General features: G+C 64.2%; 25 protein-coding genes. 12 read left to right on the top strand and 13 right to left on the bottom strand.

Annotation, left to right across the window (positions count from 1 at the left end):
• Positions 1-8: 8 nt before the first annotated feature.
• Both HHL14_RS22520 and HHL14_RS22515 read right to left on the bottom strand, forming a co-directional pair.
• Positions 9-206, bottom strand: coding sequence for a hypothetical protein (locus tag HHL14_RS22520; protein ID WP_075302730.1), 198 nt, complete (start codon positions 204-206; stop codon positions 9-11).
• Between the two features lie 388 nt (positions 207-594).
• Entirely contained in the window at positions 595-1,374 is a 780-nt protein-coding gene (locus tag HHL14_RS22515) for a DeoR/GlpR family DNA-binding transcription regulator (RefSeq protein WP_169499820.1), read from the bottom strand.
• A 373-nt stretch (positions 1,375-1,747) separates the two neighbouring features.
• On the opposite strand from HHL14_RS22515, the gene ggt reads away from it, so the two are divergent.
• From ggt to HHL14_RS22495, 4 genes are all read left to right on the top strand, one after another.
• Complete coding sequence (gene ggt, locus HHL14_RS22510; RefSeq protein ID WP_169499819.1) at positions 1,748-3,385, top strand: gamma-glutamyltransferase; 1,638 nt, start codon at positions 1,748-1,750, stop codon at positions 3,383-3,385.
• Between the two features lie 286 nt (positions 3,386-3,671).
• Positions 3,672-5,048: an MFS transporter gene (locus HHL14_RS22505; RefSeq protein ID WP_169499818.1), complete on the top strand. Its 1,377-nt coding sequence runs from the start codon at positions 3,672-3,674 to the stop codon at positions 5,046-5,048.
• 389 nt (positions 5,049-5,437) lie between these two features.
• Positions 5,438-6,265, top strand: coding sequence for a ferritin-like domain-containing protein (locus HHL14_RS22500; RefSeq protein ID WP_169499817.1), 828 nt, complete (start codon positions 5,438-5,440; stop codon positions 6,263-6,265).
• Positions 6,266-6,516: 251 nt separating this feature from the next.
• Positions 6,517-7,053, top strand: coding sequence for a hypothetical protein (locus HHL14_RS22495; protein ID WP_169499816.1), 537 nt, complete (start codon positions 6,517-6,519; stop codon positions 7,051-7,053).
• A gap of 177 nt (positions 7,054-7,230) precedes the next feature.
• On the opposite strand, the gene HHL14_RS22490 is transcribed toward HHL14_RS22495, so the two are convergent.
• The 4 genes from HHL14_RS22490 to HHL14_RS22475 all read right to left on the bottom strand — a co-directional run bounded on the left by HHL14_RS22490 (position 7,231) and on the right by HHL14_RS22475 (position 11,864).
• Positions 7,231-8,829, bottom strand: a complete 1,599-nt coding sequence (locus tag HHL14_RS22490) for a DEAD/DEAH box helicase (protein ID WP_169499815.1) — start codon at positions 8,827-8,829, stop codon at positions 7,231-7,233.
• Positions 8,830-9,056: 227 nt separating this feature from the next.
• Entirely contained in the window at positions 9,057-9,677 is a 621-nt protein-coding gene (trhA, locus tag HHL14_RS22485) for a PAQR family membrane homeostasis protein TrhA (RefSeq protein WP_169499814.1), read from the bottom strand.
• 132 nt (positions 9,678-9,809) lie between these two features.
• Positions 9,810-11,111 (bottom strand): c-type cytochrome, encoded by a 1,302-nt coding sequence (locus HHL14_RS22480; protein ID WP_169499813.1) that lies wholly within the window; start codon positions 11,109-11,111, stop codon positions 9,810-9,812.
• A gap of 21 nt (positions 11,112-11,132) precedes the next feature.
• Positions 11,133-11,864 (bottom strand): c-type cytochrome, encoded by a 732-nt coding sequence (locus tag HHL14_RS22475; RefSeq protein ID WP_169499812.1) that lies wholly within the window; start codon positions 11,862-11,864, stop codon positions 11,133-11,135.
• A gap of 412 nt (positions 11,865-12,276) precedes the next feature.
• On the opposite strand from HHL14_RS22475, the gene copC reads away from it, so the two are divergent.
• Both copC and HHL14_RS22465 read left to right on the top strand, forming a co-directional pair.
• Positions 12,277-12,654 carry a copper homeostasis periplasmic binding protein CopC gene (gene copC, locus HHL14_RS22470; RefSeq protein ID WP_169499811.1) on the top strand — a complete coding sequence of 126 codons (378 nt, stop codon included), beginning with the start codon at positions 12,277-12,279 and terminating at the stop codon, positions 12,652-12,654.
• Positions 12,651-13,580, top strand: coding sequence for a CopD family protein (locus HHL14_RS22465; RefSeq protein WP_169499810.1), 930 nt, complete (start codon positions 12,651-12,653; stop codon positions 13,578-13,580). Before copC ends, HHL14_RS22465 begins: the two co-directional genes overlap by 4 nt.
• A 122-nt stretch (positions 13,581-13,702) precedes the next feature.
• On the opposite strand, the gene HHL14_RS22460 is transcribed toward HHL14_RS22465, so the two are convergent.
• From HHL14_RS22460 to dgoD, 4 genes are all read right to left on the bottom strand, one after another.
• Positions 13,703-13,927 (bottom strand): YodC family protein, encoded by a 225-nt coding sequence (locus HHL14_RS22460; RefSeq protein WP_169499809.1) that lies wholly within the window; start codon positions 13,925-13,927, stop codon positions 13,703-13,705.
• 11 nt (positions 13,928-13,938) lie between these two features.
• On the bottom strand, positions 13,939-14,241 hold the full coding sequence (locus HHL14_RS22455; RefSeq protein WP_169499808.1) for a hypothetical protein: 303 nt from the start codon (positions 14,239-14,241) through the stop codon (positions 13,939-13,941).
• A 266-nt stretch (positions 14,242-14,507) separates the two neighbouring features.
• Complete coding sequence (locus tag HHL14_RS22450; RefSeq protein WP_407945299.1) at positions 14,508-15,875, bottom strand: MFS transporter; 1,368 nt, start codon at positions 15,873-15,875, stop codon at positions 14,508-14,510.
• 73 nt (positions 15,876-15,948) lie between these two features.
• Positions 15,949-17,097, bottom strand: a complete 1,149-nt coding sequence (gene dgoD / locus HHL14_RS22445; RefSeq protein WP_169499807.1) for a galactonate dehydratase — start codon at positions 17,095-17,097, stop codon at positions 15,949-15,951.
• Positions 17,098-17,289: 192 nt separating this feature from the next.
• On the opposite strand from dgoD, the gene HHL14_RS22440 reads away from it, so the two are divergent.
• Positions 17,290-17,967, top strand: coding sequence for a FadR/GntR family transcriptional regulator (locus HHL14_RS22440; protein WP_169499926.1), 678 nt, complete (start codon positions 17,290-17,292; stop codon positions 17,965-17,967).
• A gap of 159 nt (positions 17,968-18,126) precedes the next feature.
• Here the strand turns inward: HHL14_RS22440 and HHL14_RS22435 are convergent, their stop codons facing one another.
• On the bottom strand, positions 18,127-19,665 hold the full coding sequence (locus HHL14_RS22435) for a DHA2 family efflux MFS transporter permease subunit (RefSeq protein ID WP_169499806.1): 1,539 nt from the start codon (positions 19,663-19,665) through the stop codon (positions 18,127-18,129).
• 136 nt (positions 19,666-19,801) lie between these two features.
• On the opposite strand from HHL14_RS22435, the gene HHL14_RS22430 reads away from it, so the two are divergent.
• A complete protein-coding gene (locus HHL14_RS22430) occupies positions 19,802-20,245 on the top strand; it encodes a MarR family winged helix-turn-helix transcriptional regulator (RefSeq protein WP_169499805.1) in 444 nt (147 codons plus the stop codon).
• 129 nt (positions 20,246-20,374) lie between these two features.
• On the opposite strand, the gene HHL14_RS22425 is transcribed toward HHL14_RS22430, so the two are convergent.
• Positions 20,375-20,725: a hypothetical protein gene (locus tag HHL14_RS22425; protein WP_169499804.1), complete on the bottom strand. Its 351-nt coding sequence runs from the start codon at positions 20,723-20,725 to the stop codon at positions 20,375-20,377.
• Between the two features lie 365 nt (positions 20,726-21,090).
• Between HHL14_RS22425 and HHL14_RS22420 the strand changes: the two genes are divergently transcribed.
• From HHL14_RS22420 to HHL14_RS22410, 4 genes are all read left to right on the top strand, one after another.
• The gene (locus HHL14_RS22420; RefSeq protein WP_169499803.1) at positions 21,091-21,450 is read left to right on the top strand and encodes a DUF1493 family protein; all 360 of its coding nucleotides are present in this window, start codon (positions 21,091-21,093) and stop codon (positions 21,448-21,450) included.
• A gap of 70 nt (positions 21,451-21,520) precedes the next feature.
• Positions 21,521-21,736, top strand: a complete 216-nt coding sequence (locus HHL14_RS32880; protein WP_206002463.1) for a hypothetical protein — start codon at positions 21,521-21,523, stop codon at positions 21,734-21,736.
• A gap of 4 nt (positions 21,737-21,740) precedes the next feature.
• Complete coding sequence (locus tag HHL14_RS22415) at positions 21,741-22,223, top strand: DUF2778 domain-containing protein (protein WP_169499925.1); 483 nt, start codon at positions 21,741-21,743, stop codon at positions 22,221-22,223.
• On the top strand, positions 22,220-22,510 hold the full coding sequence (locus HHL14_RS22410) for a hypothetical protein (protein WP_169499802.1): 291 nt from the start codon (positions 22,220-22,222) through the stop codon (positions 22,508-22,510). Before HHL14_RS22415 ends, HHL14_RS22410 begins: the two co-directional genes overlap by 4 nt.
• On the opposite strand, the gene HHL14_RS22405 is transcribed toward HHL14_RS22410, so the two are convergent.
• Positions 22,507-22,875, bottom strand: coding sequence for a hypothetical protein (locus HHL14_RS22405; RefSeq protein WP_169499756.1), 369 nt, complete (start codon positions 22,873-22,875; stop codon positions 22,507-22,509). The two genes, HHL14_RS22410 and HHL14_RS22405, sit on opposite strands and share 4 nt — an antisense overlap.
• Positions 22,876-22,881 lie beyond the last annotated feature (6 nt).

Here is a 22,881-nt window from a genome sequence, read left to right as displayed (position 1 = left end):
ACCCGATCCTACGAAAAACGTTTGATGGCCCGCAGCGCGTCGTCGCCGCTTTCCGTCACGCTCCACTGCTCGTTGCCCGATGCGAGGCGTTCGAGTTGCACCAGTTGGCGTTCGAGCAAAGCGTCGAGTTCTTCTCGGTCCATGTCGACCTGATTGGGGGCGTCCTTGACGAGCAACAACGTGGCGAATTCATGCGGACTCAGCATCGTTCTCTCCATGTCAGGCAATCGCGGGCAACCTTGCAAGCAGCCGGGGAGGCCGGTGCGGGGGCCGCGGGAAGATCAGGGCGGGAAGTACGGCTTACACGACAGATTCACACTACGGGCGCGGCGCGCAGCACGCACGCAACGCCGGGGAACTGGAGTGTAGGCGAGCACCGATGAAACGCCAACCCGGCCCCCGCAAATTTTCCGTTTGACAATTCGCGGCCCAAGCGGCGGTCCGCGATCGCGCGCTAATCCTTGATTTCACTCGAAGTTTTGCGTGCGCCGCAACATGGCGGCGAACGCCTGGGCCGGCTGTCATCCATCTGACGAACGCGTGGCGAATCGCCGATGAGCGGCTGGCGCGAGGCCGCCTGCCTGGTCGGCGATATTAGTCGGCGATATAGACCTGGCAGTTGACGGCACCCAGCATCTCGGTCATGTCGGCGGGTGGGGCGGCGTCGGTGAAGAGCGCGTCGATCTGCTCGAGATGGCCCTGGCGAACCAGCGCCGGGCGGCCGAATTTCGAGTGGTCGGCGGCGAGAAACACAGTGCGCGCGTGCTCGATGATCGCCTCGGCGACGCGCACCTCGCGCGTGTCGAAATCGCGCAGTGTGCCGTCGGTCTCGATGCTCGACGTGCCGATGATCGCGAAGTCGACCTTGAACTGGCGAATGAAGTCGATCGCCAGTTCGCCGACGATGCCCTTGTCCCACGGTCGCACGATGCCGCCCGTCACCAGCACCTCGCAATCGGGGTAGCCGCTCATCATGCTCGCGACGTTCAGATTGTTGGTGATTACGCGCAGGCCGCGATGCCGGTTCAGCGCGCGCGCGACTTCTTCGGTGGTGGTGCCGAGATTGATGAACAGCGACGCCTGATCGGGAATGTGAGTGGCCACTAGCGTCGCGATGCGCCGCTTCTCGTCGTGGAACATCCGCTGCCGCGCGGTGTAGGAGACGTTTTCCGAGCTGGTCGGCAGGCTGGCGCCGCCGTGGTAGCGACGCAGCAGGTTCATGTCGGCGAGCCAGTTGACGTCGCGGCGGATCGTCTGCGGCGTCACGTCGAAGTGGCTCGCGAGATCGTCCACGGTTACGAAGCCGTCGCGTTGCACCCATTCCAGCAATTCCTGTTGCCGGGCGTTGAGAGTCAGGCGGGGGTCTCGTGTCATGTGTGTCGTATCGTGGATGGGGCGCGGCTCGCCGGAGGCGTCGATCCAGCCGGAACAGGGGCTGGAAATAGCCGGGAGTGAGCTGGAGTCGGGCTGAAACGCGGACCGAAAATCCGGCTACCGGCAAGCGGGTTGCGGCTATTGTAAGACCATCGGCGCTCCTGTCCGTCAACTCGCGCGCGCCTCGTGACCGGAGCGCCGCAGTGTCGAATCCCCATTCAGATGGCTTATGCATTTATTCATTTGATAAATGAATTTGTTTTTTGGGCCGGTTCGCGCTGCAATCCGGGGTTCCGCATTTCAGCTGCTTTACAACCTTCCCCTGATGTCCGGCGACTTTCCGTGCCGGGCCGCGCTTTCGAGAGTGTTCGACATGACTGGCTTCAACTGGCAGAACCCCTATCCGACACAACGTTTGCCCGTATTCGCGCGCAATATCGTCTCCACGTCGCATCCGCTCGCCGCGCAGGCCGGTCTGCGCATGCTGTGGAAGGGCGGCAATGCGGTCGACGCGGCGATCGCGGCAGCCGCGGCGATCACGGTCGTCGAACCGGTGTCGTGCGGCCTCGGCGGCGATGCGTTCGCGCTCGTGTGGGACGGCAAGAAGCTGCACGGGCTGAACGCGTCGGGCGTGTCGCCGGCCGCGTGGAACGTCGACTACTTCAAGCGCAAGTACGGTGAAGAACACGGTCTCGCGAAGCAGCCCAAGCGCGGCTGGGACGCGGTGACGGTGCCGGGCGTGATCGCCGGCTGGGAAGCGCTGCACCAGAAGTTCGGCAAACTGCCGTTCGCCGACCTGATGGAGCCGGCCATCGAAATCGCCGAGCGCGGTCACGCGGTAGCGAGCATCGTCGCGTACAAGTGGGCGGCCGCGGTGCCGGAACTGAAGGATCAGCCGGGCTTCGCGCAGACCTTCATGCCGCGCGGCCGCGCGCCGGAAGTGAGCGAGCTGGTGCGCTTTCCCGGCCACGCGAAGACGCTGCGCCAACTCGCCGAGCAAGGCCCGCGCGCGTACTACGAAGGCGAGATCGCCGAGCGCATCGCCGCGTTCGCGCGCGAAGGCGGCGCGGCCCTGACCGCCGACGACCTGCGCAACTACCGCGCGGACTGGGTCGAGCCGATCGGCAAGGATTATCGCGGCTACACCGTGCATGAGATTCCGCCGAACGGCCAGGGCATCGCGGCGCTGGTTGCGCTCGGCATTCTCGAGAAGTTCGACGTGAAGTCGCTGAAGGTCGACAGCGTCGAGTCGCAGCATCTGCAGATCGAAGCGATGAAGCTCGCGTTCGCCGACCTGTATCGCTACGTCGCCGATCCGCGTTCGATGGAAGTAACGCCCGAGCAGATGCTCGACGACGCGTATCTCACCTCGCGCGCGAAGCTGATCGATCCGAAGCGCGCGACGCACTTCGACTTCGGCATGCCGAAGGCGGGCGGCACGATCTACATGTCGGCCGCGGACGAGAACGGCATGATGGTCAGCTTCATCCAGTCGAACTACATGGGCTTCGGCTCGGGCATCGTGGTGCCGGACAGCGGCATCGCGATGCAGAACCGCGGCTGCGGCTTCTCGATGGATCCGAAGTCGCCGAACGTCGTCGAGGGCGGCAAGCGGCCGTTCCACACGATCATCCCGGCGTTCCTCACGCAGCAGGTCAACGGCCAGCAGGAAGCGGTGATGAGCTTCGGTGTGATGGGCGGCGACATGCAGCCGCAAGGCCATCTGCAGACGGTGGTGCGCATGCTCGACTACGGTCAGCAGCCGCAGGCCGCGTGCGATGCGCCGCGCTGGAAGGTCAACCGCGACTTCACGGTCGATATCGAGTCGACGCTCGATCCGAAGACCACCGAGGGCCTGCAGAAGCTCGGCCACACGATCAAATCGGTCGACGATCCGTACATGGACTTCGGCTCAGGCCAGTTCATCTGGAAGCTCGATCGCAACGAGCCGGAGCGCGGTTACGTCGCGGCGAGCGACAGCCGTCGCGACGGCCTCGCCGCGGGCTTCTGATTCAGGAAGCGCTGTTCGTCGTCGTTGTCGTTTGGGAAGAAGAGACGCGCGGCGCGTTGTATGCCGCGCGTGAGTGCGCCGGGCCGGCGCCGCGCTGAGCAGGCGCCGGAGCCGGCTCAGCGGGCCGCGCACCGCACCGCGCGGGTTCGTATCTGCGAGGCGCTTGCGTGGCCTATGCGGCCTATGCAGCCTATGCGGCATGCAACGCCCAGCGCCGTGCACAAACCTCAAGCATCACGTTTCAAGCATCAAGTCATATCAAGTATCAGACAGGCAGGAGACCCTTATGAACACCCCCGCGTCGAGTTCCGCGCACGCATCCCCTCATACCTCGGCCGCGCCGCTTTCGAAAGCGATGGTGCGGCGGATCGTTTTTTCGTCGTCGGTCGGCAACGCGCTCGAGTGGTTCGACTTCCTCGTCTACGGCTACTTCGCGACGATCATCGCGAAACAGTTCTTCCCGATGCAGGACGAGTGGCTCTCGACGCTGCTCGCCATCGCCACCTTCGGCATCTCGTTCCTGATGCGCCCGCTTGGCGCGGTCGTGCTCGGCGTCTACGGCGATCGCAAGGGCCGCAAGGCGGCGCTCACGCTCGCGATCGCGCTGATGATGGTCGGCACTTTCACGATGGCGGTGATGCCGCCGTTTTCGTCGATCGGTCTCGTCGCGCCGCTGCTGGTGCTGCTCGCGCGGCTCGTGCAAGGCTTCGCGGTGGGCGGCGAGTTCGGCAGCGCGACCGCGTTCATGGTCGAGCACAGCGCGTCGCGTCGCGGCTATTACGCGAGCTGGCAGTTCGCGAGCCAGGGTCTCGCGGCGATCACCGCGGCGGCCTTCGGGTCGCTGCTGACCGCTTACCTGCCGGCCGAGCATCTGAATAGCTGGGGCTGGCGCGTGCCGTTCGTGTTCGGTCTGCTGGTCGGGCCGGTCGGTTACTACATCCGCTCGCATCTCGACGAAACGCCCGAATTCCTCGCATTGCGCGAAGAACGCGCGGCGCGCGAAGCGGCCGGCGAGCGCAAGGTCGTCGACGAGACGAAGGACGCGTCGTTCTCGAACCAGTGGGTCAATCTGCTGCTCGCGATCGGCATCGTCGCGCAGTCGACGGTCGGCGTGTACGTGCTGCAGCTCTATATGCCGCTCTATGCGGTCAAGCAGCTGCATATGGCGGCGGCCGCGTCGTTCGGCGTGGTGATGCTGAATGGCGGCATGCAGTTCATCTTTTCGCCGATCATGGGCGCGCTGTCCGATCGCATCGGCCGGATTCGCATCATGCTGACGACGTCGATCCTGATGGCCGCGCTGATCTATCCGATGTTCGCATGGTTGCAGACGCATCCGACGATCGGCTGGCTGCTCGTGCTGCAAGGCGTCGCCGGCCTTTTCAAGGCCGCGTACTCGGGGCCGATGCCCGCGCTGATGTCGGAGATCTTCCCGACCCAGGTGCGCTCGACGGGTCTGTCGATCGGCTACAGCATCGGCGTGACGATCTTCGGCGGCTTTGCGCCGACCATCGTCGAAACCTTCATTCATTTGACGGGCGACAAGCTTGCGCCAAGTTATTACGTGCTGCTTGCGGCGGTGTTGTCGGGCGTGTCGCTGATCATCGTTGCGGTGCGTATGCGGCGCGGGCGTGTCGAAGAGGGACGCGTGCAGCCGGCCTGAAGCTAGCCTGAAGTCGCCGCGTTGCCTCGCCGCAAAGCCTGGTGATCTCGCCGTGAGGGCCGCCAGGCCTGCTTTGCGGGGTTGTTCGCGAGGTTGTCAGACGGTATCCGCCGGACCCGAAAGCCAGCTCATCGAGCTGGCTTTTTTCGTTATTGGCCTGCCGTTTTTAATACGTTGGAAGATTTCGACTATCTTGGAATTGGAACTGCGCCAGTACGGCATGGTCTGTGCTCAGTACCCTGCATGCTCGGATAACTCCGGCTACCATGCAGAGTACCAAGGCCCAACTCTAATTCACGGCGTTGTATCCGGCACGGAGAACATCACGGCGAGCGCGGGGGCAGTTGCGAGCAGCTCCACGGGTCGGTACAGCATGGGAGCAAGACACGATGCACACAGAGCTGAACCATGTCATGCCCTGGCGGATCGAGGACATCGATCTCACGCGCATTGACCGGCAGAAGGCCGCCGCCAACGACGACCTGCTGCTATTGCTGTGCGCGGCTTCGTTTATCGAAAGCGGCACCGATCTCTACACCAGCAATCTGAGTACCTTTTTCAACGACGATCCCGAAGTCTCGGCCTGGCTCAACAACGAGTGGGAGCACGAGGAAATGCAGCACGGCCGGGCGTTGAAGACCTACATCAACTACGTGTGGCCCGAGTTCGACTGGGATACCGCGTTCCGCAATTTCATGAGCGAATATTCGCTGACCTGCTCGGTCGAAGGCTTCGAAAAGACCCGCGCGCTCGAAATGGTGGCGCGCTGCGTGGTCGAAACAGGTACGGCGACGCTGTATCGCGCGATCAACGAATGCTCGGACGAACCGGTGCTCAAGCAGATCACCGACAACATCCGCACCGACGAGGTCCGTCACTACAAGCACTTTTTCAAATACTTCAAGAAGTACAACCGGATCGAGGGCAATGGCCGGCTCGCGGTGCTCGGCGCGCTGATGCGTCGCGTGATGGAAATCAAGAACGAAGATTCGGAGATCGCGTTGCGGCATGTGTTCGCGATCCGCTACCCGGAGCGCGTGCACGATTCCGCGTATAACCGCGAGCGCGCGGCGCGCATCAATACGCTGGTGCGGCGCAATCTGTCGGCCGATATGTGCGTGAAGATGCTGCTCAAGCCGCTCGAGTTGCCGGCGCGGATTCAGCCGGGCGTGCATTACCCGCTCGCGAAGATCACGCAGCATGTGTTCTTTCGCTGAATTTTCGCTGAAACTACGTGTGTCTCGTCTGCCGGATGCGTGTGTCGTCGCGTGACTGACGACGTGACGAAGCAAGGGCCCGCTGCTGCGGGCTCTGCTTTTTTCGAGGCATGATCGGGCTGGGGTGACTTCGGTGGTCGGCTGCGTTTGTGGCTTCATTTGCCGACCTCGTTTGCCGCTTCAATTTCGCCGACCTTATTTGTCAGCCACATTGGCCAAGCTCATTTGTCAGCATCAACCGGATCGATCGTATGAGCGACTCTCCCGCATCTCCATCAGCCTCCGCGCGTCCGCTCGAACAGAACGTGTTCGACGAATGGCCGGCGAATGTGCGCGCATTGTTCGACGGCGCGTCGCTGGCGGACAAGACGGGCTTCACCGCGTCGTTGTTGAGCGTCGAGACGAGCGGCCACGTGCGCACGTCGCTGCTCAGCGTCGGCGAACTCTATGCGCCCGATTCGCGCACGCTGTGCATCGCGTTATGGCCGCAGGCGCGCGCGACCCGTGCGATCGCGCAAAGCGGCCGCGCGGCCTTGAGCTTCGTGTGCGACGCGGCGTTCTATCAGGTGCAGTTGCGAGTCACGCCATTGCCGGGTGTCGCAGGCGATGACAGCGGCCTCGTCTACCTGCTTGGCTCGATCGATACCGCCGAAGCGCAGAGCGTGCGTTACGCGCGCCTGACGGGCGGCATCACGTTCGAACTACAGGGCGAGGGGAGTGCGGTGCTCGAACGATGGGAACGGCAGGTCGAGCAATTGAAGCGGGCTGCCGCGGCGAGCAGCCGTTAGTCTTCGGCGGGGGAGCGGCTAACGGTTCACGTCGTGCGGAAAGTCGTGGCCTTCAAACGAAACGGGCTCCGGAAAACCGGAGCCCGATGAGCGAAGTCTGGTGACGCACCCCTCAGGGATGCAACTCAGCGACGTAACTCAGTGACGCAACTTAGTGGCGCAACTTAGTGGCGCAACTCAGCGACTACGTTCACCGTTACGCGACGGCTGCGCGCTGCGCGGCGCATCGTTGCGCGGCTTCGCGCCACCGCCGAGCAACGCGCCCGGATTGCCGTTGTGCGAGCGATTGCCCTGCGGCTTGCGCGGCGCATGCTGCGCGGCGGTGCCGTCGTGCGACGCGCTACGCGGCCGATCGTCGTGCCGTTGCGCGTCGCGACGCGGCTGACCGCCGTTGCCGGCCGGCTTCGCGCCTTGCGGTCGCGGTGCCGGCTGCTGACCGTTCGAGGTACGCTGACCCGAGCGCTGGCCGGCGCCCTGCGACGAACGCTGACCGGCGCCTTGAACCGGCTTCGCCGCAGCGCCGTTGCCAGCACCACTGGCACCCGCGCCATCGCGACGTCCCGCGCCTTGGCCCTGACGCGGCGAACGTCCGCCGCCGCCCTGGCCGCGTCGCTGGATCGGCTCCGGCTTCGCGGTCGGATCCGGCTCGAACCCGGCGATCACTTCCTGCGGAATCGGCCGCTTGATCAGCTTCTCGATGTCCTTCAGCAACTGCAGTTCGTCGACGCACACGAGCGACACCGCTTCACCGGTCGCGCCCGCGCGACCCGTGCGGCCGATGCGGTGCACGTAGTCTTCCGGCACGTTCGGCAGATCGAAGTTGACCACGTGCGGCAGCTGATCGATATCGATGCCGCGCGCGGCGATGTCGGTCGCGACCAGCACCTGCAGCGTGCCGTCCTTGAACTCGGCGAGCGCGCGCGTACGGGCCGACTGGCTCTTGTTGCCGTGAATCGCGAGCGCGCTGATGCCGTCCTTCGTCAGTTGCTCGGCGAGGCGGTTCGCGCCGTGCTTGGTGCGCGTGAACACCAGCACCTGGAACCAGTTGTGCTGGCGGACCAGATGCGTGAGCAGTTCGCGCTTGCGGTCGCGATCGACCGGGTGAATCTTCTGCGCGACCGTTTCGGCGGTGGTATTGCGACGCGCGACTTCGATCAGCGCCGGCGAATCGAGCAGGCTGTCGGCGAGCGTCTTGATCTCGTCGGAGAAGGTCGCCGAGAACAGCAGGTTCTGGCGCTTCGGCGGCAACTTCGCGAGCACGCGCTTGATGTCGTGGATGAAGCCCATGTCGAGCATGCGGTCCGCTTCGTCGAGCACGAGGATCTCGAGATGCGACAGGTCGATGGTCTTCTGCTGCATGTGATCGAGCAGGCGGCCCGGCGTCGCGACGACGATGTCGACGCCGCGCTTCAACGCATCGATCTGCGGATTGATGCCGACGCCGCCGAACATCACGGTCGACTTCAGCTTCAGGTACTTGCCGTACGCACGCACGCTTTCCTCGACCTGCGCGGCGAGCTCGCGCGTCGGCGTGAGGATCAGCGCGCGCACCACGCGCTTGCCGCCGGCGGCCGGCGGCATCGAATTGAGACGCTGCAGGATCGGCAGCGTGAAGCCGGCGGTCTTGCCGGTGCCGGTCTGCGCGCCGGCGAGCAGGTCGCCGCCGTTGAGCACAGCAGGGATCGCCTGGGTCTGGATCGGAGTCGGGCTGGTGTAGCCGAGTTCGTTGACAGCGCGGACCAGCGGTTCGGACAAGCCGAGGGAATCAAAAGACATAAAAACTCTTTGCAATGCAGTTTCATGAACGTCGCCGGCGGGGCACAGCGGACCCCAACGCGGAAAAAATAGTGCGGCATCGACACGCCCTCATGGCGTGTTCGAGGCCGAAGCCCGGTTCCGTTCACGGAGAAATCGGCGGCACGCTCAAAACCTGTGCCGAATGTTTCAACGCGCTATGCAGACACGTCGACTGGTCTTAAGTTGCAATTCGCCGCCGTGGAATGTCACGCAACGTAGCGCGCGACACTGACGAATTGACACAGACTGCCCGCCAGGACGAACAGGTGCCAGATACCATGTCCGTGGCGGATGCGCTCGTCGTTGATGAAGAAATAGATGCCGGCGCTATAGATGACGCCGCCGGCCACGAGCCATGCGGTACCCGCGGCCGGCAACGCCTGCACCAGCGGGCGGACGGCTACGAGCGCGAGCCATCCCATCAACACGTACAACACCATCGATACGCTGCGGGTGCGTCTGCCGAGCGTCAGTTCCTGCACGATGCCAAGGACGGCAAGCCCCCAGCTTACGCCGAATAGCGACCAGCCCCATGGTCCACGCAAGGTGACGAGCGTGAACGGCGTGTAGCTGCCGGCGATCAGCAGGTAGATCGCCGAATGATCGCATTTTTGCAGAATCGCCTTCAGACGCGGATGGCTCACGCTGTGATAGAGCGTCGAGATCGCGTACAGCACGAACAGCATCGCCCCGTACACGCTGAAGCTGACCACCTTGTACGCGTCGCCGGCGAGCGCGCCCATCGTGACGAGCGTCGCCAGCCCCACCACCGACAGTACGGCGCCGACGAGATGGGTAATGCTGTTGAAACGCTCACCGACCGGCACGGCTCTTTCCTCCTGCGCGGTCCCACGAGGGTGACCACCAACACAAACGGGCCCACATGATACCGGTCCTGAAAAAACGAAGGGCGCGGCCGCGAATTTCGCAGGCCGCGCCCGGGGTGCGTCAAACGCTGCTTAGTCGAGCGGCGCCGAACGCAGGTCGGCCACTTGCTGGGGCGACACGGCGGTGCCGTGGTTGCCCCAGGACATACGGATGTACGTCACGACCGCCGCGACTTCCTGATTCGACAGCGACTGCGCGAACGGCGGCATGCCGTACGGATGCGGGTTCGCTTGCGTGCTCGGCGGATAACCGCCGTTCAGCACCATACGGATCGGGTTGACCGCCGACGGCATCTGGATCGACTGGTTGTTCGCGAGCGGCGGGAACGCCGGCGGCATGCCGAGACCGTTTTCCGCGTGGCACTTCGCGCAGTTGTCAGCGTAGATCTTCTGACCCTGCTTCAACAGTTCGCCACCGAACTTTTCCGAGGTCTCGAGCTGCAGCGGTTCCGGTGCTTCGCTCTTCTGCGGGATCGTCTTCAGGTACGTGGCCATCGCCTTGATGTCCTCGTCCGACAGATACTGCAGGCTGTTGTGAACGACTTCGGCCATCGGACCGAACACCGCGCCGCGGTTCGACACGCCGGTCTTCAGCAGATCGGCGATGTCCTGCAGTTCCCAGTCGCCGAGACCCGCTTCACGGTTCGACGTGAGCGACGGCGCATACCAGTTCTGCAGCGGGATCAGACCGCCGGCGAACGCCGCCGAGTTGACCGGGCCGCCCATCGCGTTGATCGACGTGTGGCACATGCCGCAGTGACCGAGGCCTTCGACCAGGTACGCGCCGCGATTCCATTCGACCGACTTGGTCGGATCCGGCTTGAACTCGCCTTCACGGAAGAACAGCGTGCGCCAGCCGATCAGCATGTTGCGCTGGTTGAACGGGAATTTCAGTTCGTGCGGACGGCTCGGCACGTTGACCGGCGTGACCGAGCGCAGGTACGCGTAGATCGCGTCCGAGTCGGCGCGCGTGACCTTCGTGTAGCTCGTGAACGGGAAGCCCGGATAGAGCAGGCTGCCGTCCTTCGAGCGACCGGTGTGCATCGCGCGATAGAAGTCGTCCTGGGTCCACTTGCCGATGCCGTACTGGTCGTCCGGCGTGATGTTCGGCGTGAACATCGTGCCGAACGGCGTGGCCATCGGCAGGCCGCCGGCGAACGGCTTGCCGCCGCGCACCGTATGGCAGGCGATACAGTCGCCGGCGCGGGCGAGGTACTCGCCCTTCTTGATCAGGTCGGCCTGGTCGGCGGGCGTTGCCGCCACGGCCGCGCCGCTGCCATGCAGATTGTCGCCACCCGACCAGAGGACGGGAACGAGTGCGGCAGCCGCAACCACGACGACTGCCGAAAGGGCGAACAGGGACTTGCGTTTCATTTGAATGTCTCTCCCGGCGCCTTATTGCGGTTCGCTGCCGCAGGCAAGCGGAGTCTTCAAGGAGCGGGCCGGAGCCGGCACGGGGTTTTGCGGAGCCTGCTGCGTGGAAAGCCACGCTGCGACGGCGTTCACGTCTTCGTCGGACAGACGCGTCGCGATCGTGTGCATGCAATCGGGCGCGATAGCGTGACGCGAGCCCGAGCGCCATGCGCCGAGCTGTGCGCTGATGTAGTCGGCGTGCAGACCGACCAGACCCGGGATCGCCGGTTCCATACCGGTCAGCGCCTTGCCGTGGCAGGCCGCGCAGGCAGGCACCTGCTTGCCCGCGTCGCCATGCAGCACGATCTGCTCACCGCGCGCGAGCGTGGCGGCCGATACCGTCGGCTTGGCCGGCGGCGGATACGGCGGACGCTGCTGCGAGAAGAAGGTGGCGATCTTGTGGAGGTAGTCGTCCGAGAGATACGTGACGAGGTAGTTCATCGGCGGGTACTTGCGACGGCCTTCGCGGAAGTTCTGCAACTGGTTGTACAGATAGTCCGCCGGCTTGCCCGCGAGGCGCGGGAAGTAGTCGTTGTCGGTACCTTGCCCATGCGAGCCGTGGCAGGCCGTGCAACCTTGCACGCGCGCTTCCATCGTGTCGGGGGCCTTCGGTTGAGTCTGCGCTTGCGCTGCGCTGTAGACACCCGCGGAGCCGATCAGCAGAAGGGCAAGCAACGGGCGGAAGAGGCGTCTTGAAGACACGCGTAACTCCATCAGAATCGGGGACCTGACCGAACTTCGAGCGGCTCGGTGTGAAGGACAGCCGTCGCTGCGGCGACGCAGCATTCTATCATCGAAGGATAATGGTGACTATTTGCCGCATTAGAGACGGTTCCGGGTGTGACCGCCATGCGACAGTATGTCGCGTCGTGCCTGATCGTGCGAGTGTCGAGATATTCGTCGTCATCTTCGCTTGCTTTATCTTGAAATTGATGGCAAGACCGCGCGCGCCTGTCGCCACCTCACGCCACGCCGCGCGAGCGCTCTGCGCGGATTCGCGCAAAGCGCGTTGAACCGATCCCCGCGCGCGCCATCGAAGCGTACACTTCCGGGCTCGCCGGCCGCCGCCGAAGCGCCGCGCGCGGTTCCGGTCCGCCTCTTCGTTCTCATCCGCTATCAGCCTTACATGAAGCTATTCGATTTTTCCTCGTCGGCGCTGCGTGCGTCGATGGCCGGCGCGCTGGCGCTGGTGGTGTCGTCGGCCGCGTTCGCGCATGCCCATCTGATCTCGAGCGTGCCGGCCGCGAACGCTGAAGCCGTCGCGCCCACCGAAGTGACGATCCATTTCACCGAGCCGCTCGAACCCGCGTTCAGCAAGATCCTGCTGGCCGACGCGAGCGGCAAGCCCGCCGCTGCGGGCGCCTCGACGGTGGAGGGTCAGGACGCGCGCGTGATGCGTCTCGCGCTGCCGCAGTTGAGCGCCGGCCGTTACGCAGTGCACTGGGTCGCGGTGGCCACCGATGGTCATCGTACGCAAGGCGACTTCGCGTTCAACGTCAAATGAGCCTCGACGGACTGTGGATCGGGCAGGTCGCGATGGCCGCGCTCATGAACGTCTCGTTCGGTTTCGCCGTGGGTTCGGCGCTGCTCGGCGCGTGGCTCGCGAAGGACGCGCGGCAGGCCAACTCGCCGGCGCGTCCCGGATGGATGCGCGCGCAACGGTCGATGCTCACGGCCACCATCGTGCTGGTGCTCGCGGATCTCGGCTGGCTGCTGTATCAGAGCGCGTCGATGAGCGGTGTCGCGTTGCCGGCGGCGTTCGGCGTGGTGTCGACCGTGCTCACGCAGACGCACGTCGGCTATGGCTGGAGCGTGGCGTTCGCCGGCGCGCTGGTGCTGCTCGGTACCGCACTGAGCCACGGCACCGGCATGCTGCGCAACCTGCTGCTGTGGCTCGCGGTGCTCGCGATTGCGGCCGGCAAGGCGTCGCTCGGTCATGCGGCCGATGCGGGCGTGATGTCGGAGGCGATCGGCATGCAGACGCTGCACGTGCTCGCGACCAGCGTATGGGGCGGCCTCGCGATGGCGGCCGGTCTCGCGGTGCTGCCGGCGCTGGGCGCGTCGACCGCGCGCGGCATGCTGATCCGCACGGCGACCCAGCTGTCGAACGTATCGATCGTCGCGGTCGCGCTGGTGCTGCTGTCGGGCATCTTCAACGCGGTGCGCGGTTCGGGCGCTTCGTTCGAAGCGATTCAGGCGAGCACCTGGGGCCACGTGCTGACGCTCAAGCTCGTGCTGGTCGCGCTTGCGCTGGTGCTCGGCGGGCTGAACCGGATGTCGGCGCTGCCGCGTCTGCGCCGCACTGCCTCGACGATGGATGCGCACACGTTCGTCAACGTGCTGTATCTGGAAGCGCTGGTGATGATCGGCGTGTTCGTCGTCGCGGCGGCGTTGTCGCATAGCGTGCCGGCGTTCGCGGCGCTGGGTTGAGGCCGAGCTTGAGCGCTGCCCGCGTAGCGCCCGCCGCATAAAAAAGCGCCGCACCGTGAGGCACGTGCGGCGCAATACACACGGTCGCCTGGCGGTGGCCAGCGCATCCGCTACTACTCGGTTCAGGCCGCCAGCGCGGCGTCGCGCGCCGCTATCAGCGTCTCCTCCGGAAACATCTCCTGCTGCAGCTCGCCGGCGTCGCTAAACCATTGGCAGATCAGCCAGTTGCCCGGCGCGAACAGCACCGGGCCGCTCCATGTCGCCGTCATTGGACGGCCGCCGGATTTGAGTCGCAGCACGTCGCCCGCGCGAAAACCCGGCTTCGTGGATCGGATCGACAGTCGCATGATCGGGCGGCTCACTCGAAGCCGAGCCGGTGGCCGAGAATCGGCGCGCAGAACAGCGCGATCGCGCAGCCCGCCGCCTTGCCTTCGAGTTCGGCGCCGGCCGCGCGCGAACCGACCATATGCGTGAGCAGGTCGAAAACCTGCGGCAGGCAGTAGAGCACCGCCGCTGCGACGAAACATTTCCCGACCAGCGAGATGCGCCAGCCGCGTTCGTACGCGAGCATCGCGCCGATCACCCGCAGCACGCCGAACGCGACCAGCGCGCCGACCGCCGCCTGTTCGCGAATCAGATAGTCAGGAAGGAATTCGCCCATGATGTTCCCCGTTGCATGTGTTGTTTGCATGCATTTGAGCAAGGAGCGGGCCATGCGTATGTCCGATGCCGAACAAACGTCGTGGGAGCAGCCTGAAAGCCAGGCTGGGTGGGGACTTGCGGGAAGCGGGGCGATACGGGGCGAAGCGGCGAAGGAGCGTTCGAACGCCTGTTGGAGCCGTTGCGGTCCGGGATGTTACGTAACTGAGACGGCCCGCGCGTCACGTGGCCGTAACGCGCGGAAGCGAAGCGATGGCGGGCGACGCGTTAGCGGATGCGCTCGATCTTGCCGACGAGGAACAGATACGACAGCGCGCCGATCACGCCGACCGCGCTCATGAACATCAGCGCCGGCTTGAAGTCGCTGTTCTTGACGATAAAGCCGATCACCACCGGCACGCAGATCGACGACAGATTGCCCATCAGATTGAACATGCCGCCCGTCAGGCCGAGCAGTTCCTTCTTCGCCATCGACGACACCAGCACCCACGTGATCGACGAAAAGCCGCTGCCGAAGAACGCGATCGCCATGAAGAAGATCACCATCGCGGGCGTGTCGACATAGTTCGCGCCGACGATCGCCGTCGACAACAACAGGCCCGTGACGATCGGCACCTTGCGTGCGACGGTGGCCGACACGCCGCGCCGGATCATCCAGTCCGACAGCAGGCCGGAGCCGAGAATGCCGACGAACGCGGCGAGAAACGGCACGGCCGCCATGAAGCCGGCCTTCAGGAAGTCCATGTGCCGGTACTTGACGAGATAGGTCGGAAACCAGGTGAGGAAGAACCACAGCGTCGACGTCACCGCGATCTGGCCGATATACACGCCCCACAACTTGCGGTTGCCGAGCACCGCGCGCCAGTCGGCGGCGCTATAGCGCGCGCGGGTACGCTGCGCGTTGCCGAGTTCGACGAGGCCGCCGCCCGTGCGGATGATGTCGAGTTCGGCGGCGTTGAGGTCGGTGGCCTCGGACGGCTCGCGATACAGCGCGTACCAGACCAGCGCCCAGACGATGCCGATTGCGCCCGTCAGAAAGAACACGCCCTGCCAGCCGAAGTGCTCCTGGGTGAGCACGAGCGCGGGCGTCAGGAATGCAAGCCCGACGTACTGGCCGGACGTGTAGCTGGCGATCGCGCGGGCGCGCTCGTTATCCGGAAACCACGTCGTGACGACGCGATTGAGCGTCGGATAGGCGGGCGCCTCGAGCGCGCCGAGCAGCACGCGCAGCGACAGCAGTACCGCGAACGCGCTGGCGAAGCCCTGCAGCAGTGTCGCGAGCGACCAGAGCCCGATGATCAGCGCGAGCAGTGTGCGGGGACGCGTGCGGTCCACCAGCATGCCGCCGGGAATCTGCAGCAGCGCGTACGACCAGCCGAACGCCGAGAACACGAGGCCCATCTGGGCGGGATCGAGTTGTAGATCCTGGCCGATCGCGGTGGCGGCGATCGACAGATTGCTGCGGTCGAGATACGTGATGACCACGGTGATGAACAGCATCGCCAGCAGACGATGGCGCTTGCCGGTCGCCTGTGCGCGAGCCTGGATGTGGGTTGTCTCCACTGAGGTGAACCTCTTGATGATTTTTATCGACGGCGGCGGGTGAGGGTGAAGCCGACGTGAAGCCGCGGCCAAAACAGCAGCCGCTCGAAGAAGCGATGCCGCCCGCCGGCAGCATCGCCCCCCCGATTCGTTCAGACGCTCGCGATCACCACTCGGCGACGCTGCCGTCCGCGTGACGCCACACCGGATTGCGCCAGCGATGACCGACCTTCGCCATCTCGCGCACCTTCTCCTCGTTGACCTCGATGCCGAGGCCCGGGCCCTGCGGAATCGACACGAAGCCGTCTTCGTACTTGAAGACTTCCGGGTTCTTGATGTAGTCGAGCAGGTCGTTGCCCTGGTTGTAGTGAATGCCGAGGCTCTGTTCCTGGATGAACGCGTTGTAGCTGACCGCGTCGATCTGCAGGCAGGTCGCGAGCGCGATCGGGCCGAGCGGGCAGTGCAGCGCGAGCGCGACGTCGTAGGCTTCGGCCATCGACGCGATCTTGCGGCACTCGGTGATGCCGCCCGCGTGCGACGCGTCCGGCTGGATGATGTCGACGTAGCCGCCCGACAGGATGTGCTTGAAGTCCCAGCGCGAATACAGACGCTCGCCGAGCGCGATCGGCGTGTTGGTCTGATTGACGATGTCGCGCAGCGCCTCGGCGTTCTCGGAGAGCACCGGCTCCTCGATGAACAGCAGCTTGTACGGGTCGAGTTCCTTCGCGAGCACCTTGGCCATCGGCTTGTGCACGCGGCCATGGAAGTCCACGCCGATGCCGATGTTCGGACCGACCGCCTCGCGCACCGCCGCGACGTTGTTGATCACGCCTTGCACCTTGTCGAAGGTGTCGATGATCTGCAGCTCTTCCGAGCCGTTCATCTTGACGGCCTTGAAGCCGCGTTCGACCACTGCGCGCGCGTTGTTCGCGACGTCGCTCGGCCGGTCGCCGCCGATCCACGAGTAGACCTTGATCTTGTCGCGCACCTGGCCGCCGAGCAGCGCATGCACCGGCACGCCGTGATGCTTGCCCTTGATGTCCCACAGCGCCTGGTCGACGCCGGCGATCGCGCTCATCGTGATCGGGCCGCCGCGGTAGAAGCCCGCGCGGTACATCACCTGCCAGTGGTCCTCGATCAGCAGCGGGTCCTTGCCGATCAGATAGTCGGACAGTTCCTCGACCGCCGCGGCGACCGTATGCGCGCGGCCTTCCACCACCGGTTCGCCCCACCCGACGATGCCCTCGTCGGTCTCGATCTTCAGAAAGCACCAGCGCGGCGGGACGATGAAGGTTTCGAGCTTGGTGATTTTCATGGGGGGTGTCTCCTTGCGGCCTCGGTGCCTGCGGAAAATTTCGGGGATTCAATGCTACAACAAAAGCCGTTTAAAGTACTATTAATAGTATTATTTGCCACATAGTGGTGAGACTGGAACAATGAGCGCCGCGCCATAAGCCTCACCGCAACCTCATAACAACCTCACACCACCAGCCGCCGGGAGAAAACCATTCAGCACGATCTGCACGGGCGAGTCGCCCAACTGCTCGCGACCGCGATTCTTCGCGGCGACTACGCGCCCGAGTCGATTCTGCCGCGCGAAGCCGAGTTGATGGAGACGTTCGGCGTGAGCCGCACCGTGTTGCGCGAGGCGCTGCGCACGCTGACGTCGAAGGGCTTGATCGAATCGCGACCGCGCGTCGGCACGCGCGTGCGGTTGCGGTCCGCGTGGAATCTGCTCGATGCCGATCTGCTCGACTGGTATTCGCGCGTCGCCGAGCCGATGGCGTTCGCGCTGAAGCTGCAGGAAATGCGCGAGATGATCGAGCCGTATGCGGCCAGCCTCGCGGCGCATGCATACACCGACCAGACGCTAGGCGAGCTCACGGCCGCGCATGCGTCGATGGTAGCGGCGCGCAATGTCGATGAGTGGGTACGCGCCGATCTGCAGTTCCACCTGAGCGTGCTGGCCGCCTGCAGCAACGAGCTGCTGATTCCGCTCGGCACGTTGATCGAACGTACGCTGGAGGCGCAGTTGCGGCTCAACGCGAAGCGCGCCGACGTGTTCAACGCGTCGCTCGCCGAACACACCGCGGTGTTCGACGCGATTTGCGCGCGCGATGCCGAAGCGGCGCGCGCGGCGATGGCGTCGTTGCTCGGGGTGACGCGCGGGCGTATCGAGGGGTGAGGCGAGCGAGTTGTCACGGCCGTGGCTATGGCTATGGCCGTGCGTGCCGGTGCTGCGCGATTACGCACCGGGCGTCATGGCGCCGCGGGTTATAGCGCGCCAACGCGGCGGCGTCCTTTGCGTCTTCGCATCGCTCGCTCGCAGCACGTTGCCGCGTCTTCAATCCATCGCCGCATGCGCAGCCGATGCATCCGGTGCCTTGTGCGACGGCCGGATCAGCAGCAACAGCGGGATCACCAGCAGCGTCGCCGCGAACATCAGCTTGAAGTCGTTCAGATACGCGACCATCGACGCCTGCTGCGTGATCGACGCATTCAGCGCCGCAAGGTCGTAGTTCGAGCCGCTTTCGAGCATCGGCTGGATGGCCGGATTGAACGCGGTCACGTTGGCCGCGAGGTCCGCGTGCGAGATCTGCGTGTTGCGCGTCATCAGCGTCTGCACGATCGAAATGCCGATACTGCTGCCGATGTTGCGCATCAGGCTATAGGTCGCGGTGCCGTCCGCGCGCAGTTCCGGCGACAGCGTCGAGAACGTCAGCGCGGACAGCGGCACGAACACGAGGCCAAGCCCGAAGCCCTGGATCACGCCCGGCCACACGATGTTCGACGGCGACAGCACGATCGTGTAGTGCATCATCTGCCACAAAGCGAACGCCGAGATCAGGAAGCCGCAGAGCAGGAGCAGCCGCGCGTCGACGCGCTTGAGCAGCCGGCCGGCGATCAGCATCGCGACCATCGTGCCCGCGCCGCTCGGCGCGGTGACGAGACCGGTGGTCGCGACCGGATAGCCCATCAGGTTTTGCAGCATCGGCGGCAGCAGCGCGCGCGTCGCATACATGACCGCGCCGATCACGAAGATGAAGAACGTGCCGGTCGCGAAGTTCGGGTCCTTCAGTAGCTGATATTTGAAGAACGAGTTCTTGCCGACCGTCGCCGTGTGCACGAGGAAGAACGCGAAGCTGATCGCCGCGACGAGCGCCTGGATCACGATCTCGTTCGATGAAAACCAGTCGAGCTGTTCGCCGCGATCGAGCATCGCCTGCAATGCGCCGATCGCGAGACCGAGCGTGATGAAGCCGAACGCGTCGAATTTCACGTCGTGCTTCGGCTCGCGTGTCGGCAGGAAAGTCGCGACGCCGAACAGGGCGAACGCGCCGATCGGCACGTTGATGAAAAACACCCATCGCCAGTTGTAGCTATCGGTGAGCCAGCCGCCGAGCGTCGGCCCGAGAATCGGCCCGACCATCACGCCCATCCCCCAGACGGCCATCGCCTGACCCTGCTTTTCGCGCGGGTTGATGTCGAGCAGGATCGATTGCGACAGCGGCACCAGCGACGCGCCGAAAATCCCCTGCAACAGCCGCGACGCGACGATCTGCGGCAGCGTCTCGGAGAGCCCGCACAGCGCCGAACTCACCGTGAAGCCGCCGATCGCGACGATCAGCAGCCGCTTCACGCTGAGCCGGTCCGCGAGCCAGCCGGTGAGCGGCGTGGCGATCGCGGCGGCGACGATGTAGGAGGTCAGCACCCACGTGATTTCGTCCTGCGACGCGGATAGCGTGCCTTGCATGTGCGGCAGTGCGACGTTGGCGATCGTGCTGTCGAGCGTCTGGATCAGCGTCGCGAGCATGATCGAGATCGTGATCATCGGCCGGTTGAGCGGCGCGGCTGCGCTCGCCGGCGTGGAGGCGGAGGACATGAAGAGCGGGGGCGGTCGAATTGATAAGCATGCTTAGTATATCGACTGTGCGCGCTTGCGCTATCGGGAGTTGTGCTGAGGCTCGAAAGCGTGCGCGGCGGCGCTTCTGGCCGAAAGGCTTCCGTATAATCCGCGCATGAAAACCCAATTCGAAGAGCGCTTCGGCTTTCTGATTTCCGACGTCGGACGCCTGTCGGGCAAGCGTTTCGACGATCTCGCGAAGTCGTCGGTCGATCTGACGCGCGCGCAGTGCCGGGTGCTCGCCTACCTCAGCCATTACGGCGACATCAATCAGGCGCGGCTCGCGGATCTGCTCGAGGTCGCGCCGATCTCGGCGGGGCGGCTGCTCGACCGGATGGAGGAGGGCGGCTGGATCGAGCGGACCGCGAATCCGCAGGACCGCCGCGAGCGCCAGGTGCGCATGACGGCGAAGGCCGAGCGCACGCTCGGCAAGGCGCGCAAGGTCGGCGACGAGGTCGCGCTGGAAGCGCTGAGCGGCTTTAGCGAGGAAGAGGTCGCGCAGCTGATCGCGATGTTGCAGCGGGTGCGGGGGAATTTGAGCCGGCTGGTGGATCGCTGATGCCTGGCGGTGTCGGCGGCGGTGATGTTGACGTGGATGTTTGCCGCGTTTGCCGCGGTCCGCAGCGCGACGGATGATGCTCGCGCGAGCCGATACAGCGTCGGGCTCGCGCGTCAAACCTCAAACACGTTATTTCGATTCCGATGCCGCCGCGGCACTGCTGGGCGGCACCAGCTCGTAGCAGGCGGGCGCCGCTGACGGTTTCGTTTTCCCATCCGGTTGCTGTTGCGGGTCGATGCATTTGAACGCGCTCTGATCGCGCTGCACGAAGATCGTATCGGCCGGGACCGCGCTGCCGCGTGTGTCGTTGACGACGGCGACGATCTTGTAGCCGTCCTGCAGCAAGGTCGCGAGTGTGGTGGTGCTGGTGCGCCACTGATCGTTCGGTGGGGTTTGGGCCTGAGCGGTGAGGGCGGCGGCCGTGCCGGCGAGCGTGAGCGCAGCGGTGATTGCGGCGAGCGCGACGGTGCGGAACGTCATCAGGGAACCTCCTTTGCGTTGTGGCGAAGTTGCGATTCTGGAAACCAGAATAAAAAAGCCGTTGAACCTTGCGGATCAACGGCTTTTTTTGCGACTGAGGGGAAGTGTAACACCGTGACCGCTTATCGCGGATTCAACGAATTGCCTTTCTTTGCCGGACGCAATGTGTTTCGGACGCGCGGCCTGAAGAATCAGCCGTCGCCCATTGCTAGCTCCATGGTTGCTCTTTAGTCTTGTGCGACACGACTACTGGAGATACGAACTGAAGCGGAAGGTTTTGCCAGCGCTGACGCTTCACTCGCGATCGGCCGTAACACAGTCAGGAAATACAATCGGCTGGTTGAGCCGGAAGACCGGATACTTTGATGGAGCAAATTTCATGGACCGAATTCGAAGCCTTTGTGCGGGCTGAAGTGGGGCTCGGCGAATCAAGGCGCTTGTTCCCAGGCACGCGTGTGTGCGAAGACCTCGGGCAAACGGGGGATGACGCAAGCGAGTTTATGGTCCGTTTCTTCGAGCGGTTGATGGTCGAACCGGATGACTTCGATTTCCATCGGTACTTTCTGATGGAGGGGGAGGGCGTTCTCTACTCATTGTTTCGCCGCTTGGTCCTGCGCAAGCCACACAGTCTGCGACGCGAGCCGATTACGCTGGGGATGCTTTATCGAGCGGTTATCGAGAAGCGGTGGGAGAGTGGGAAACTCGCGGCTCACGCGCGTATTTGACATGGTGGTGTACAGCGCACCTCGTCGATTTCATTCGCTGGATATCAACGATGCCACGGAGGTTTGAGAAATGCCCATAATCAGATTCGACCACAGCCTCAAAAGCAAATTCTTTGAAGCCGAAGGGCGGTGGCAACGATCCTTGCCCAAAGCGCCTGGGCAAATTGGCGAAACCATCGTGTCGACAGTTGAACATCCGCCCGTCGGAACATCAATGGTTTTTGAGGTTGACCAGCGCTTTGCGGATTTCTTGTCGACCGATGGATTTCCGTTTGAAGGTGCGTAAAGCCATGCCCATTCGTTGCACTTTCGCGCTGAACAATCGACAGACATCCATTTTTAATTGCCCTGGCGTCGGCGCGATGCAGGCGTTCTCGGGGCGGGACAGCGGGCGGGACAACCCCGCCGACGCGGACAAGAAAGACCTCGGCCCGATCCCGCCCGGCATCTACTACATCGTTGATCGCCAATCGGGCGGTCGGCTCGGCGCGCTCCGCGACTTGTGGGACGCGCACGGCTACGGGACGACAGACCGCCGCAAATGGTTCATGCTCTGGAACCCAAAGACGGGAGATTCGACAATCATCAATGGCGCGCGGCGCGGATCGTTCCGGCTTCACCCGATGGGGCCGTTGCGGTTGAGCGACGGCTGCATCGCCGTGGTCAACCCCGCGCAATTTGAGCGGCTGGCGACCTACCTAAGATCGAGCGCGCCCACGCTGCCGGTTCCCGGCGCGGGGTTCAAGGCTTACGGAACGGTTGAAGTTCGATGAAGAAAGCCCTCTACGTCTTGGCGAACGTTGCCCTTGCTCTGGTCGGCGGTTGGTGGCTCGCGCAATGGGTCTCAACGCTGCCGTATGAGATGCCGTCGTGGCTCGAAGACGGAATTCGCGGGAGCATCCGCTTGGCCGGAAACCGCTCGCTCGACAACACGGACGACATCGAGACGATCGCCATCCTCGTCGCGATCGTCGTGTGCACAGCCTTGGTCGGCGTCGTCTTGGCGCTCGCAAACTGGCTCGGCCGTCAGCTGATCGCCCGGCGTCGCCGGGCCTCTTAGGGCTTTGCCCGCGTCCGGCTCGGCGATTGTTTGGTCGGAATTGTGGCCGCTCTTCTCGGAAAACCCGACTCGACGACGACGCGATGCAGAGGAATGCAGCGTTGCGAGTTCGCATTTTTCGCCTTCTGGATATCGAAGATCCACCCATCCGAGCCTTTGAGCATGCGAACCCGTCCCGCATTTCCGCCCGCCTCAACGTCGCACAAATACGCTTTGTCCCCGTCGCTCTTGCAGCCAATCAGCTTGACAGCCTCGATCGCCTTCTTTTGCTGATCGATTTGACTGTTGAGGAAGGAGTTTTTGCCCATGATCTGCTCCGTTTGCGCGCGTCCCGCCTCAACCTGCTTTTGCAGCGCGGCGCGCACATCGCT

It is taken from the genome of Paraburkholderia antibiotica (assembly GCF_012927125.1).
Lineage (GTDB): Bacteria > Pseudomonadota > Gammaproteobacteria > Burkholderiales > Burkholderiaceae > Paraburkholderia > Paraburkholderia antibiotica.
The sequence above is the reverse complement of the archived record's forward strand: the minus strand, read 5'-3'. Positions and strand labels throughout refer to the sequence as shown.

Excerpts from the sequence above, each read along its gene's own strand:
- HHL14_RS22520 (WP_075302730.1), bottom strand. The coding sequence starts at position 206 with ATGCTGAGTCCGCATGAATTCGCCACGTTGTTGCTCGTCAAGGACGCC.
- HHL14_RS32880 (WP_206002463.1), top strand. The coding sequence starts at position 21,521 with ATGCCCATAATCAGATTCGACCACAGCCTCAAAAGCAAATTCTTTGAA.
- HHL14_RS22480 (WP_169499813.1), bottom strand. The coding sequence starts at position 11,111 with ATGAAACGCAAGTCCCTGTTCGCCCTTTCGGCAGTCGTCGTGGTTGCG.
- copC (WP_169499811.1), top strand. The coding sequence starts at position 12,277 with ATGAAGCTATTCGATTTTTCCTCGTCGGCGCTGCGTGCGTCGATGGCC.
- HHL14_RS22435 (WP_169499806.1), bottom strand. The coding sequence starts at position 19,665 with ATGTCCTCCGCCTCCACGCCGGCGAGCGCAGCCGCGCCGCTCAACCGG.
- HHL14_RS22465 (WP_169499810.1), top strand. The coding sequence starts at position 12,651 with ATGAGCCTCGACGGACTGTGGATCGGGCAGGTCGCGATGGCCGCGCTC.
- HHL14_RS22505 (WP_169499818.1), top strand. The coding sequence starts at position 3,672 with ATGAACACCCCCGCGTCGAGTTCCGCGCACGCATCCCCTCATACCTCG.
- HHL14_RS22475 (WP_169499812.1), bottom strand. The coding sequence starts at position 11,864 with ATGGAGTTACGCGTGTCTTCAAGACGCCTCTTCCGCCCGTTGCTTGCC.
- HHL14_RS22460 (WP_169499809.1), bottom strand. The coding sequence starts at position 13,927 with ATGCGACTGTCGATCCGATCCACGAAGCCGGGTTTTCGCGCGGGCGAC.
- HHL14_RS22490 (WP_169499815.1), bottom strand. The coding sequence starts at position 8,829 with ATGTCTTTTGATTCCCTCGGCTTGTCCGAACCGCTGGTCCGCGCTGTC.
- HHL14_RS22420 (WP_169499803.1), top strand. The coding sequence starts at position 21,091 with ATGGAGCAAATTTCATGGACCGAATTCGAAGCCTTTGTGCGGGCTGAA.
- HHL14_RS22455 (WP_169499808.1), bottom strand. The coding sequence starts at position 14,241 with ATGGGCGAATTCCTTCCTGACTATCTGATTCGCGAACAGGCGGCGGTC.
- dgoD (WP_169499807.1), bottom strand. The coding sequence starts at position 17,097 with ATGAAAATCACCAAGCTCGAAACCTTCATCGTCCCGCCGCGCTGGTGC.
- HHL14_RS22425 (WP_169499804.1), bottom strand. The coding sequence starts at position 20,725 with ATGACGTTCCGCACCGTCGCGCTCGCCGCAATCACCGCTGCGCTCACG.
- ggt (WP_169499819.1), top strand. The coding sequence starts at position 1,748 with ATGACTGGCTTCAACTGGCAGAACCCCTATCCGACACAACGTTTGCCC.
- HHL14_RS22515 (WP_169499820.1), bottom strand. The coding sequence starts at position 1,374 with ATGACACGAGACCCCCGCCTGACTCTCAACGCCCGGCAACAGGAATTG.
- HHL14_RS22415 (WP_169499925.1), top strand. The coding sequence starts at position 21,741 with ATGCCCATTCGTTGCACTTTCGCGCTGAACAATCGACAGACATCCATT.
- HHL14_RS22495 (WP_169499816.1), top strand. The coding sequence starts at position 6,517 with ATGAGCGACTCTCCCGCATCTCCATCAGCCTCCGCGCGTCCGCTCGAA.
- HHL14_RS22410 (WP_169499802.1), top strand. The coding sequence starts at position 22,220 with ATGAAGAAAGCCCTCTACGTCTTGGCGAACGTTGCCCTTGCTCTGGTC.
- HHL14_RS22500 (WP_169499817.1), top strand. The coding sequence starts at position 5,438 with ATGCACACAGAGCTGAACCATGTCATGCCCTGGCGGATCGAGGACATC.
- HHL14_RS22430 (WP_169499805.1), top strand. The coding sequence starts at position 19,802 with ATGAAAACCCAATTCGAAGAGCGCTTCGGCTTTCTGATTTCCGACGTC.